The sequence below is a fragment of the Paenibacillus stellifer genome (assembly GCF_000758685.1).
Taxonomy (GTDB): domain Bacteria; phylum Bacillota; class Bacilli; order Paenibacillales; family Paenibacillaceae; genus Paenibacillus_AQ; species Paenibacillus_AQ stellifer.
Window position 1 is genome coordinate 4,072,844 of the sequence record NZ_CP009286.1, and the last position, 12,125, is coordinate 4,084,968.

General features: G+C 56.4%; 9 protein-coding genes and 1 other RNA gene. 2 read left to right on the forward strand and 8 right to left on the reverse strand.

Annotation, left to right across the window (positions count from 1 at the left end; genetic code table 11):
• Positions 1–48: 48 nt before the first annotated feature.
• Positions 49–1,962, forward strand: coding sequence for a S8 family peptidase (locus PSTEL_RS18870; protein ID WP_038697712.1), 1,914 nt, complete (start codon positions 49–51; stop codon positions 1,960–1,962).
• A 196-nt stretch (positions 1,963–2,158) separates the two neighbouring features.
• On the opposite strand, the gene pdxR is transcribed toward PSTEL_RS18870, so the two are convergent.
• The gene (gene pdxR / locus PSTEL_RS18875; RefSeq protein WP_038697714.1) at positions 2,159–3,742 is read right to left on the reverse strand and encodes a MocR-like pyridoxine biosynthesis transcription factor PdxR; all 1,584 of its coding nucleotides are present in this window, start codon (positions 3,740–3,742) and stop codon (positions 2,159–2,161) included.
• A 95-nt stretch (positions 3,743–3,837) separates the two neighbouring features.
• Between pdxR and PSTEL_RS18880 the strand changes: the two genes are divergently transcribed.
• Positions 3,838–5,055, forward strand: coding sequence for an aminotransferase-like domain-containing protein (locus PSTEL_RS18880; RefSeq protein WP_038697716.1), 1,218 nt, complete (start codon positions 3,838–3,840; stop codon positions 5,053–5,055).
• Positions 5,056–5,146: 91 nt separating this feature from the next.
• Here the strand turns inward: PSTEL_RS18880 and rnpB are convergent.
• From rnpB to PSTEL_RS18910, 7 genes are all read right to left on the reverse strand, one after another.
• Positions 5,147–5,568: RNase P RNA component class A (gene rnpB / locus PSTEL_RS26580), an RNA gene on the reverse strand.
• A 96-nt stretch (positions 5,569–5,664) separates the two neighbouring features.
• On the reverse strand, positions 5,665–6,780 hold the full coding sequence (locus PSTEL_RS18885; protein ID WP_038697718.1) for a Nif3-like dinuclear metal center hexameric protein: 1,116 nt from the start codon (positions 6,778–6,780) through the stop codon (positions 5,665–5,667).
• Complete coding sequence (locus PSTEL_RS18890; protein WP_245624986.1) at positions 6,777–7,535, reverse strand: tRNA (adenine(22)-N(1))-methyltransferase; 759 nt, start codon at positions 7,533–7,535, stop codon at positions 6,777–6,779. Before PSTEL_RS18890 ends, PSTEL_RS18885 begins: the two co-directional genes overlap by 4 nt.
• Positions 7,532–8,356 (reverse strand): hypothetical protein, encoded by an 825-nt coding sequence (locus PSTEL_RS18895; RefSeq protein WP_038697720.1) that lies wholly within the window; start codon positions 8,354–8,356, stop codon positions 7,532–7,534. The genes PSTEL_RS18890 and PSTEL_RS18895 overlap by 4 nt, the downstream gene beginning before the upstream one ends.
• Before the next feature lie 183 nt (positions 8,357–8,539).
• Positions 8,540–9,670, reverse strand: a complete 1,131-nt coding sequence (gene rpoD, locus PSTEL_RS18900) for an RNA polymerase sigma factor RpoD (protein ID WP_038697722.1) — start codon at positions 9,668–9,670, stop codon at positions 8,540–8,542.
• Between the two features lie 40 nt (positions 9,671–9,710).
• Positions 9,711–11,528: a DNA primase gene (gene dnaG, locus PSTEL_RS18905; RefSeq protein WP_038697724.1), complete on the reverse strand. Its 1,818-nt coding sequence runs from the start codon at positions 11,526–11,528 to the stop codon at positions 9,711–9,713.
• A 40-nt stretch (positions 11,529–11,568) separates the two neighbouring features.
• The gene (locus tag PSTEL_RS18910; protein WP_038697726.1) at positions 11,569–12,042 is read right to left on the reverse strand and encodes a YaiI/YqxD family protein; all 474 of its coding nucleotides are present in this window, start codon (positions 12,040–12,042) and stop codon (positions 11,569–11,571) included.
• Positions 12,043–12,125: the final 83 nt, after the last annotated feature.

Sequence of the window (12,125 nt, forward strand, 5' to 3'; positions counted from 1 at the left end):
TCCCTTCCATGCTAACGATAGCAGATAACACAGGAAGGAGCGGAAAGTATGTCCCGAAAAAATATCGCGATTGCCGGCCTGCTGACGACCGTCTGCGCTTCGGCGCTCATACTCGGCGTTCGCTCTTCGAATGACGGAACCGTTCGTCAAGCCGGGGTTTCGCAAACCGGTAATTCCAAGAGCGTTCGCAGCCAGGCTGCCCGGGAGCAGACTGTCAAGAAAACGTATCTTTCGCAGGACGTGCAGACAACGGAATCCTTAACTCACCTCGATGCAGGACGCGATTTGAAAACCATGCTGTCGAAGGCCGCCGGACAGCCCGCCGATCAAGTTGCGTCTTACGCCAGAAAGCTGCAGCGCAGCCACGGGCATATCGCCATGCTGATGTGGATCGACTTCTCCACCGGCAAGGCCAGCACCTTCAAGTCGGTGCAGCCCAAAGGTACAGCGCAGCAGGAGAAGATTATGCAGCAGTACCTAAGTGCAGCCAAGACGGCGATCAAGCGGCAGGGCGCTTATGAATCTCCGGCATTCACTGTCGGGGACAAAAGCTATTTTCTGATGGGGCAGCGCAGCTCGGACGGCCGGTACGGCGTCATTGGCCTGATCGACCGGACGGTTCTTAAACAGGTCACGAACCATCAGCAGAAGAATCTGCGGCTTATTCCCTATCCGAAGGAAGGGCGGTTCCGGGTGGAGTCCGTTCATACCGATACACTGCGGGACATTACTGTCAAGACCGGGCATGACAACGAGAACGCCAGCCACTATTACGAGAACGAAATCGTCGTCCGGTTTCGAAACGAGATTCCGGATAACCGGCAGCTGCAGGCCATCGCCCGCGAAATCCACGGCAGCGCGCCCCGCAAGCTGGGGTATGCCTATATTTTCCGTTCGTCGGACATGACGTATCCGGAGCTTAAGAATTACTTCGAAAGCAGATGGCATCCGCAGTACACCGAGCCTCACTATATGTATTTAACCAACGATACCGTCAGCGAAAATATGACATATGATGCTGCTCCGAACGACATGCTCTTCTCCGCTTACCAATGGAATCTCCCCGTCATTGAGACCGGCAAGGGATGGAACTTGTCGCGGGGAAGCAACACAGTCCCGGTGGCTGTCGTGGATACGGGCGTGCAGGCCGACCATCCCGACCTGAAGGGGCAGCTGCTCAAAGGATACAACGCCATCATCGGCTCAGGACTGCCGGATGACGATGTGGGCCACGGCACGCATGTTACAGGCATTATCGGCGCCCTGGTCAACAACGGCGAGGGCGTAGCCGGCATCAGCTGGTACAATAAGATTTTGCCGGTCAAAGTGCTGGACAACACAGGCGCGGGCACGACGTATTCCGTCGCGGAAGGCATCATATGGGCGGCTGACCACGGCGCCAAGGTCATTAACCTCAGTCTGGGCAACTATGCGGATTCCCAGTTCCTGCATGACGCCATTAAATACGCCTATAACAAGGATGTCGTACTGGTTTCGGCTTCGGGCAACGACAATACGGAACGGCCCGGGTATCCCGCCGCCTATCCCGAGGTACTGGCAGTAGCCGCGACCACCGCCTCCGACGAGAGAGCATCCTTCTCCAACTACGGAGATTATGTAGATGTTGCCGCCCCGGGCGAGAGCATTGCCAGCACCTATATCGGCAGCCAGTACGCCGCGCTGTCCGGAACTTCGATGGCCAGCCCCCATGCGGCCGCCCTAGCGGGTCTGGTCCGCTCATTGAATCCCGATCTGACCAACAAGGAGGTCATGAGTCTCATGACCAAGAACGCGGTGGATCTGGGCGCGAAGGGACATGACAAATATTTCGGCTGGGGCCGGCTCGATGTATACCGCACCCTTCAGGCCGCAGCCGGGGAAGGGGTTGCTGTCGAGCAGTGGCCGCAGCATGTCCAGAGCCGGCTGCAGCAGCTTCAGCGGCGGCTGAAAGGCCTGATGTAGGCAGAGTGGTGTATGCTAAGCAAGAAAGATGTAAGCAGAACGATGAGCAGAACGATGTAAGTAGAGCGATCAAGCAGAGCGAAACAACCGCTCAAGTGAAATGAACAGGCTCAGGCTCGCTTGGATCAGAGATTGATATTCAAGAAGAGCGCGGCCGCTCTTCGAATAATTAGGTCAGCCACTTTGGCTGGCTTCTTTATTTGGCGCCTTCTCCTGCTTTGAAGTCCCCTGCTGCTTCCGCAAGAAGCAACAGCAGCTTCAGCAGCCCCTGCTCCATCTTCGCTTCGTCCATCTGGGCGTAGCAGATGCGGATATGATGGGCCGGCGGCTCGCCCGAATAGCAGACATTGCCCGGCAGAAAGGAGATGCCCTCCCGGATTGCCCGGCTGTAGAGCTCCCCGGTATCAATGTAATCCGGCAGCTCCAGCCAGAAGTTGAGTCCGCCTCCAGGGATATTCCAGCGGACCCCCTTCGGCGCATGGCGCTTCAGCAGCGCCGCCGCACGTGCCATCCGCGATTTCAGCGCGGATCTTAATCCCTTCATGTATGCCTCATACCGGTCTGCGATGAAAGGGAGCACAGCCAGCTGGATGAGCAGCGGGCTGCCGAGATCGCTTGCCGCCTTGGCGGCGGTGAGCCGCTCCAGAATGTCGCCTTCCGCGGCAACCCCGGCCACCCGGCATCCGGGAGCCAGCACCTTGCTGAAGCTCTTCATGTAGACGACATGACCTTCCGTGTCCAGACTCTTGATGGATGGCGGCGGTGGCGACCCAAAATGCAAATCGGAAAAAGGGTCGTCCTCCACAATCAGGCAGCCGTAGCTGCGGGCCAGCTCCAGCAGCCGCTGTCTCCGCTCCAGACTCATCGTGGCGCCGCACGGGTTCTGAAACGTCGGAACCGTGTAGATCAGCTTGGGCGGCCGCCGGTCGCACAGCTTGGTCAGCAGATCGACGCGCATCCCGTCCTTATCAACGGGGACGCCGATCATGTCCGCCCCCCTGCCGGCGAAGACATCGATCGCTCCGGTATAGCTCGGCGCCTCCAAATAGACCGTATCGCCCGGACCGACGAATGTCCGGGCCACCAGATCAATGCCCTGCTGCGTTCCGCTCGTAATCAGCAGCCCTTCCTGCGGAAGGACGATGCCCCGGGTCCGGAGATGCCTGCGCACCGCCTCCCGAAGCGAAGGATCGCCCTGAAAATTGCCGTAGGCCGACATCAGCTCCGGCCGCTTCGCAACAAGTGAAGTCATGGCGGCTCCGATTTCCTTCAGCGGCAGCATGCCGGAATCGATTGCAGCCAGATGAAACGAGTACTCCGCTTCAGAGAAATTGAAATTGCGCCATAGCTGGGCGCGGGGCAAATAATCCTCATAATCCTTCTGCCACTCCGGCTCCGTCCGGCCTGAAGCGAAGCGGGTCGCATGCTTCCCTGCATACGCTGCCGCTGCCGGCTGCTCTTCAGAAGCTCCCCGCTTCCCGGCTGCATGGCTGCCGGTTGTGCCTTGTCTGTCCGCCAGCGGCTTGGGACCGGCTCCGCTCCCCGGGGCTGCCGCGAAACAGCCGAGCCCCTGACGCCGGATCAGCCATCCCCGCCTTTCGAGATCGGCGTAAGCCTTGCTGACTGTAACTTGGCACACTTCAAGCATCTCCGCCATTTTACGCACGGAAGGCAGCTGTTCCCCGGGCTGTAGAAGACCCGACGAAATGCGCTGACTCAGCGTGTCGCTGATCTGAAGCGGCAGCGGCCTGCCGCTGCCCCGGTTAATCTCGATATGCATGACAATCGCCTCCGACTGTTATACTCGCTCCTTTACTGTTATACAGCTCTGCCGCTATGATACCATCAAAATCAAAAACGAGGAGCAAAAAGTTCATGAAACCTTCCTATTCCGTTATGGCGAATCATCTCGGTTCGTCCGCTGTCCGCGATATTCTGAAGCTGACCCAGGGCAGCGATGTCATCTCTCTGGCGGGCGGGCTGCCCGGTGAAGACCTGTTCCCGGTTGAGGCGGTGCGCGAGGCGTATTCCCGTGTCCTGTCGGGAAGCTCCTCGGTTCTGCAGTACGGTCTTACGGAAGGCTATCTTCCGCTTCGCGAACGTCTCTCTTCCCGGCTTGCCCGGCAGGGAATCCAGGCTTCCCCCGATAACCTCCTGCTGACCACCGGCTCGCAGCAGTCGATCGATCTGCTGTGCCGCATGCTGATCGATCCCGGCGACACCGTTCTCGTGGAGTCCCCCACCTACCTGGCCGCTCTCCAGGTGCTGGGTTCCTACCGCGCGAACATCGTGGCGGTAGAAAGTGACAATGACGGCATGCTCCCGGACGATCTGGAGCGGAAGCTGACGGCCCACCGCCCCAAGCTTCTGTATGCTGTCCCGACTTTCGGCAATCCGACCGGAGCCACCTGGAGCGAAGAACGCCGGAAAGCTGCCCTTGAGCTGTGCCGCCGCAGCGATACGCTAATTCTGGAGGACAACCCTTATGGGGAGATCGCCTTTCCGGGCGGAGAGCGGAGCCAGCTTCCCTCTCTGAAGGCGCTTGACGACGCTAGCGCCGGAGACACGGTCCTATACACCGGCACCTTCTCCAAAATCGTCGCTCCCGCCCTCCGTACCGGCTGGATTACAGGCGGCCGCGAGCTCATCGCGACGCTTGCCCGGGCCAAGCAGGCCGCCGATCTTCATTCAAGCACAATCGATCAGAGAGCATTGGCCGAGCTGCTGTCCTTCTTCGATCTGGAAAGCCACATCGCCTTGATCTCGCGCGAATATGCTTCGCGCACGAAGGCCTTGTCCGCTGCGCTGCATTCGGCCGGTTGGGCGGGCGCTTCCTTCGAAGAACCGCAGGGCGGCATGTTCCTGTGGCTGATGCTGGACCCTTCTATCAACACTACCCGGCTTCTGCCGCTGGCGCTGGACAGAGGCGTCGCCTTTGTACCAGGCGAGGTCTTCTACCCGGGGCAGCCGAAGCTCAATGCAATGCGGCTGAACTTCACCCATACACCGCCGAAGCAGCTGCCGCTCGCCGTAGAGCGGCTGGGCGAAGCGATTGAAGAGTGGAACAGCCTGGCCGGGACTCCGGCCCTCTAACAGCAAGTACAAAAAGCGGCGGCGCCTCCGGATTATCGGATGCGCCGCCGCTTTATGACGTTTGATTAGTCATATCAAGGTGTTGCCAGTTTAGGAAAGTTTGCCGTAAGCCGGGTTCTGTGCTCGTTGTGGTACTGTCGGGAACTACCCTCCCACTGTGAGCGACAATCATCTATCTAGGCCGTACATTGCTGCACAGCTCCAGCGACCAACCCGAACGCGCCTCAGGCTAAGGCTGCCTCATCCGCAAGGGAATCGGCTGCGTTCCATTAGGTCTTGCTCCAGGTGGGGTTTACCAGGAACGATGTCACCATCGCTCCTCGGGGTCTCTTACACCTCGGTTCCACCCTTGCCTGTGCTGCATGTCTTGACGACCTGCAGCCATCGGCGGTCCATTTCTGTGGCACTATCCTTCGGCTCGCGCCGACTGGACGTTATCCAGCACCCTGCCTTATGGAGCCCGGACTTTCCTCCCGCGGCCCTGCGGCCGCCGGCGATTGTCTGTCAAACTTTCCGAACAACATTGTATATTATACAGATTGATACGACCTATAACAAGTGTTAACTTTCCCCTTAAGAGAGAATTCTCTGGGCAGGCTTCCAGTCCTCTTATCGAAACTGAAAAGGCTCCGTGTCGACAGCCGAAGCGTATACCGGCGTATCGTTCTTGCTGCCACTCAGCTTGTCCTTAATCCATTCGGCTACTTTCTCCTTCATGATCTTCTCCGCGTTATGGCCGGGATCGATCAGTGCCACGCCCGCCATCAGGGCATCCTGCGCCGTATGGTAGTCGATATCTCCCGTCACGAGCACATCCGCCCCGCGAAAAATAGCGCTGGAGAGGAACTTGCCGCCCGAGCCGCCGAGAACCGCCGCTTTGTGAATGCTTTTGCCCAGATCCCCGACAACCCGAACCTTATCAACCTTAAGTCCTGCCTTAACAGTCTCGATGAACTGCTCCAGAGTCACTGGCTCCTTCAGACGCCCGACCCGGCCGAGGCCGAAGCTGCGGCCTTTAAGATCCATCGAATAGAGGTCGTATGCGACTTCTTCATAAGGATGGGCCTTGAGCATCGCCTGTACCACCTTGCTGCGGATGCTGAACGGAACGATCGTCTCAATACGGATCTCCTCTGCGCGCTCCATTTGGCCCTGTTTGCCAACGAAGGGATCGGAGCCTTCACGCGGAACAAAGGTTCCGACGCCTTCAATGTTGAAGCTGCAATGACTGTAATTGCCGATCCAGCCTGCTCCCGCGTTCAAAATGGCGTCCAGCACCTTCTGGTGATGGTCCTTCGGCACGAAGACGACCAGCTTGGACAGCTGCTCGGTATGAATATCCTTGAGCGAAGCAGTGTTCTCGATGCCGAGAGCTTCAGCCATCCAGTCGTTCATCCCGCCTTCCGTCACATCCAGATTCGTATGGCTGATGTACACGGCGATATCATTCTTGATCAGCTTCTCGTAAAGACGACCCATCGGAGTGTCCGTCTGCAGCTGCTGTATGGGCCGGAAAATAATCGCATGATGGGCGATGATGAGATTGCAGCCCTTCGCAATTGCCTCCTCCACCACATCATCCGTCACGTCAAGCGCGACCAGCACACCGGTAATTTCTTTGTTCAGGCTGCCGAGCTGAAGCCCGATTTTGTCGCCTTCCTCAGCTACCGATTTCGGAGCCAGCTGCTCCATATATTGAATTACCGTTTGACCTTTGACGGTCATGACAGCACCTCCCTGATTTCCCGCAACCTCGATTCAAATTCCGTCCGCTTCTCGTCTGCGGATTCCAGCTCCGACTTGGACAGTGAATGAAAAATCCGCTCCAGCTTCCGGATTTCGTCCTCCCACTTGTCTACGAATACGGGCCCCCGCTGCCGGATGAGCCAGGGGCCCATGAGCAGAAGCGTCTCCATGCTGTACGGCTTCGCGCCTCCTGCCTCAGCCGCATTAGCATAGAGTGCGTCATTGGTTCTCCCCGCCTCCGGGTCCTCCGGTTCGGCGGTCAGTACCTCGTACCGCTTGCCGTCTTCCTCCAGCAGCCCTTCCGCCGTCAGCACCCAGCCGTTCGCAAGCAGCCAGCGGCGCAGGATGTCCTCGCCGACGTTCGGCTGTAACAGAAGGCGCCGGACGCCTGTCAGCTTGCCCTGCTCAGCGCCGCGCTGCAGGATGGCGGCGATCAGGGAGCCGCCCATGCCGGCAATAGTGATGCAGTCCGCCTCCCCAGGCTGAAGCACAGCAAGCCCGTCACCTCGGCGGACGGAGATAAGATCGCCGAGGCCCGCGTCCTGTACAGCCTTCTGAGCTGCGCGGAACGGCCCTGGATTCACCTCGCCTGCGATGGCCCGCTCCGCTCGCCTTGTCTGAACGGCCGCCAGAGGCAGAAGGGCGTGATCGGAACCGATATCGGCTACCGTGGCTCCAGCCGGAATCTGCTCCAGCAGCAGGCTTAATCTTCGCGATAATTTGATGTTGTTCATGCAGTCACCCATTCGATCCATTTTTTTCTAAAGAGGAACAGCCCAGCAAGCTCCACTGCGATTTTACCGATCAGGAGCAGCGACATCCAGCCGGGATAATCCTTGCCCAGAAGCACCATATCGATCTCCGGCATAAGCCAGAGAAGAGCTCCGACCCCGAAATAAACGCCGGACACACCCTTGAGCCGATGATGCAGCAGCCAGCTTAGCCAGATCATCAGCACGCACAGCGGCAGCCAGAGCAGCTGCAGCTCCCAGACCCCGGCATCCGGGCGAAGCCTGTCCGCAAATCCAGCATACAGCAAGCAGAGCGCGCCGAAGCCGCTGAAATGAAGCAGGCCGATCCGGAGGAAGAAGCCGAGCGCAATCCAGAGTAAGCCGCACAGTGCGACAAGGACGGGAATCCAAATCCCTTCATTTAGCTCATGCAGCGAGATTATCCATAGACCAAAGCCGAGCGTCAGAAACCCTCCAATTCCCGCCAACGAGAAGCTGAATGCAGGCATTCGATCTCTCAATAAACCGGCATAACCGTAGGCCACCACCAGCATCGACAGGGCAGTAGCAAGTTGCAAACCTAATGGAAAAACGCTAAAATAAAAACCAATTAACAAAATCAAGGAAATAATTCCAAAAGCAAACAGCCATATTCTGATGCTTCCCTGCTGCAGATTCTTCAGCGTAATGGGATTCTGGTTCTTCGCCATTCCTTCGTCATCATATAAATTGGTCAAGAAATCACAGTATTGCTCGGAGAGCAGCTTGGTCCGCCGCCAATACTGGATTTCTCTTAAAATAATGTCCCTTTTTTCCATGTTCAAGTGGCTTATCCCTCATTTCAGACGGTAGCTGGGTGAACTCAAGGATAAACGTTTGCAGTGTCCTCTGACACGAACGTTTACCGAGAAATAGAAGACCAATGATGTATGCTCAGCTTCAGCTTTCCTATATTGTAAAACAAAAGGACCCCCTGCCGCATGCAGCAGAAGGTCCATAAAGAGCCTTTATTCCAGAAAATCCTTAAGCCGTTTGCTGCGGCTCGGATGACGCAGCTTGCGCAGCGCCTTTGCTTCGATCTGGCGAATACGCTCGCGGGTGACGCCGAACACTTTGCCGACTTCCTCCAGCGTGCGGGTACGTCCGTCATCCAGTCCGAAGCGGAGACGAAGCACATTCTCTTCACGCTCGGTCAGCGTGTCGAGCACGTCCTCGAGCTGTTCCTTCAGCAGCTCGTATGCAGCGGCGTCCGCAGGCGCGAGTGCTTCCTGGTCTTCGATGAAATCGCCCAGATGCGAGTCATCCTCTTCGCCGATCGGCGTCTCAAGCGACACCGGTTCCTGCGCGATCTTCATGATCTCGCGTACCTTCTCGACGCTCAGCTCCATTTCAGCCGCGATTTCTTCCGGCGTGGGTTCGCGCCCCAGTTCCTGCAGGAGCTGACGGGAGACCCGGATCAGCTTGTTGATCGTCTCGACCATATGCACCGGAATGCGGATCGTCCGCGCCTGGTCGGCGATGGCCCGGGTAATGGCCTGGCGGATCCACCAAGTGGCATAAGTACTAAATTTGAAGCCTTTGTTGTGGTCGAATTTCTCAACGGCCTTGATAAGACCCATATTGCCTTCCTGAATCAGATCCAGGAACAGCATTCCCCGTCCCACGTAACGTTTCGCGATGCTGACAACAAGGCGCAGGTTCGCCTCGGCCAGACGGCGCTTCGCTTCTTCATCGCCGTTCTTGATCCGCATGGCCAGCTCGACTTCATCGTCGGCGGAGAGCAGCGGCACCCGTCCGATTTCCTTCAGATACATCCGCACAGGGTCGTTGATCTTGATGCCCGGCGGCAGCGAAAGATCGTCATCGAAACCGAAATCGTCTCCGCTGTCGTTATCGTTCTCGTCATTCGGGCGAAGCGATACTTCCTCATCGTTCTCATTAACCACTTCGATCCCCAGATCGCTGAGCTGCTCATAGAACTCATCCATCTGCTCGGGGTCTTGGTCAAATGGCGACAATTTCTCCATGATGTCCTTGATATTCAGTGAAGATCTTTTCTTGCCATACTCAATAAGCTGATCTTTAACCTGGTCGAGCGTGAATTCCGTCTCCAGTTCGGTATGCTGATCGTTCGCCATTATTCGACTCCCTCCTCCCTAGTGTTTCCTCCGAGACCGGTCACTGTCTCTCTAGGGCTATAATCTCACTTGCTATTTGTGCCGCACGCAAAAAATCACCGGCTTTTTCAGCCTGAATCATCTCTTCCCGTTTCTTCTCCATCATTCGCTGTTTAGGATACTTCCGGACCTCGCGGACGTAATCGTCCAGAAGCTCAGGACTCCATGCCGACGGCGTCTCCATCATGGAAATGGAAGCCGCGACCTTCTCAAGCCTGTCGTCCTGCAGCGAGGACAGAAACCGGCTGATATCCGGCTGCTTGCCCTGAGCGTAATAGGCGTATAGATAAGCGGCAATTGCCGCATGATCATCGATGTTGAATTCTTCGCCGAGCCGTTCATTCACATAGGCGGCAGCGTCGCCATCCTGAAACATCAGCGACAGCAGGCTCCGCTCGGCGGCATGGTAAGCCGGCAGCAGCGTTCTTGCCTGCACCTGCCCTTTTTTATGCCTACCATTATTCCACCTTTTATCGTTATTATCCCCTTCGGGCATGTTTTTTTGCATAGAAGCCCGCAGCAAATTGCAATCCTGCTTCAGACTGTCATAGCTCAGTTCCAGCTCGGAGGCGATTTCCTTCAAATACACTTCTCTCTCTGTCGAGGAATGGAGGGAAGCGATAATTTGCAGCGCCTCCTTGACATATGCAATCTTGCCGTCTTCCTCTAGGAGTATATGGTTTTTTTTCAGATATATAAGCTTAAATTTTACAGTGGATACTGCCGACTCCACGATCTGTTCCCTGAATCGTTCTCCGCCGTAGCGGGTCACAAATTCATCGGGATCGAGTCCGCTCGGCAGTACGGCAACCTTAACCCTCAGGCCTACGCCTTCCAGCATCGGGATCGCCTTCATCGCCGCCGCTTGTCCCGCACGGTCCCCGTCATAGCAGATGACAATCTCGTCCGCCAGAGCCTTCATCATGGACACATGGTTCTCCGTGAGCGAGGTTCCCATAGTCGCAACGCCGTTATGCACATCTGAATCCCAGGCCGAAATGACATCACCGTAACCCTCGAACAGTACGATTTGCCGCGTTTTGCGGATGGATGATTTGGACTGATGCAGATTGTACAGAATCCGGCTTTTATTGAAAAGCTTACTGTCCGGCGAGTTCAAATACTTCGGCTGGCCTTCTCCGAGAATTCTCCCGGCGAACGCCACCACCTTGCCCGCACGGTTCGCGATCGGAAAAATAATCCGTCCGCGAAAACGGTCGATATAGCCTTTGCCTTCGCTTCTGGATGAGAGCAGACCGCCTTTTTCCATCTCGGCGAGATCGAATTCCCGTCTTTCCAGAAACTGCAGAAGCGTATCCCAGCGGTCTGGCGCAAATCCAATCTGGAACTGGTCGATCATCTGATCGCTGAATTTCCGGGATCTTAAATACTCCATCGCGGCTTTGCCGTGTTCCGTATTCTTCAGCAGATAGTGATAGAACTTCGCAGACCATTCATACGCCTGATACAGCCGGTCCACTTCGGGACTGTGTGCGGACTGTGAGCCCGCACCTTCCGGCACCGGAATGTCGCTCTCTTCGGCCATTGTTCTTACGGCTTCGGGAAAGGATAACCCTTCGATTTCCATCCTGAATTTGATGGCATTTCCACCCATGCCGCAGCCGAAGCAGTGAAACACTCCTCGTTCCGGAGTTACAGTGAAGGACGGGGTGGATTCCGAATGGAACGGGCAGAGGCCCCATAAATATTTACCCCGCTTGGTGAGATGGACAACCTTTCCTACGGTATCGACAATATCATGACGCGCCAGCACGCTTTCGATAACTTCCTCGGGAATATTGCCGTGTCCGCTTGCCACTAACAACCACCTTCATCTCTTGACAAATAAATAGTATTCGCTATGGCTGAACGTTCTCCTGCAAATTTCTCAAAAGTTTTGTCAGTTTATGTTGAAATAAGCGACGATCCTCTTCGGTAAACGGCTTCGGCCCTTTGGAATAGCGGCCCCGCCTGCGTTCCTTCGCTCTGGCGTGACGCCCTTCCAGCATCATATCCATATTGCTCTCGTCGTAGGTCTGTCCCCGGAACGAAAGGACATAACAGCCTTTGGCGAGCGCTATCGCGGCAAGCCCGTAATCGCTTGTCAGAACGACATCTCCGCGCTTGACATGATTGACAATATAAAGGTCGGCGCTTTGATCGCTGTTGTCAACATGGATGATATCTACTCCTTCCAGGCTCTGCAATTCATGCGCGTAAGAGGAGACCATCAACACCGGTATGCCGCAGCTGCGTGCGGTTTCCGCCGTCTCCTTCTTGACCGGACAGGCGTCCGCATCCACCACTACGACTGTTTCGCCAGGACTTGTCATGGGCTGTCACCGTTTCCCGTGTAATATATATACGCGCCGGGCGGGAAAAATCCTTCCGGCATGTTCCCCGTAACTAAAAAATA

Bases quoted from the DNA above. Each gene is read 5' to 3' on its own strand.
- PSTEL_RS18880 (WP_038697716.1), top strand. From the start codon at position 3,838: ATGAAACCTTCCTATTCCGTTATGGCGAATCATCTCGGTTCGTCCGCT.
- PSTEL_RS18890 (WP_245624986.1), bottom strand. From the start codon at position 7,535: ATGAACAACATCAAATTATCGCGAAGATTAAGCCTGCTGCTGGAGCAG.
- PSTEL_RS18910 (WP_038697726.1), bottom strand. From the start codon at position 12,042: ATGACAAGTCCTGGCGAAACAGTCGTAGTGGTGGATGCGGACGCCTGT.
- PSTEL_RS18885 (WP_038697718.1), bottom strand. From the start codon at position 6,780: ATGACCGTCAAAGGTCAAACGGTAATTCAATATATGGAGCAGCTGGCT.
- rpoD (WP_038697722.1), bottom strand. From the start codon at position 9,670: ATGGCGAACGATCAGCATACCGAACTGGAGACGGAATTCACGCTCGAC.
- pdxR (WP_038697714.1), bottom strand. From the start codon at position 3,742: ATGCATATCGAGATTAACCGGGGCAGCGGCAGGCCGCTGCCGCTTCAG.
- PSTEL_RS18870 (WP_038697712.1), top strand. From the start codon at position 49: ATGTCCCGAAAAAATATCGCGATTGCCGGCCTGCTGACGACCGTCTGC.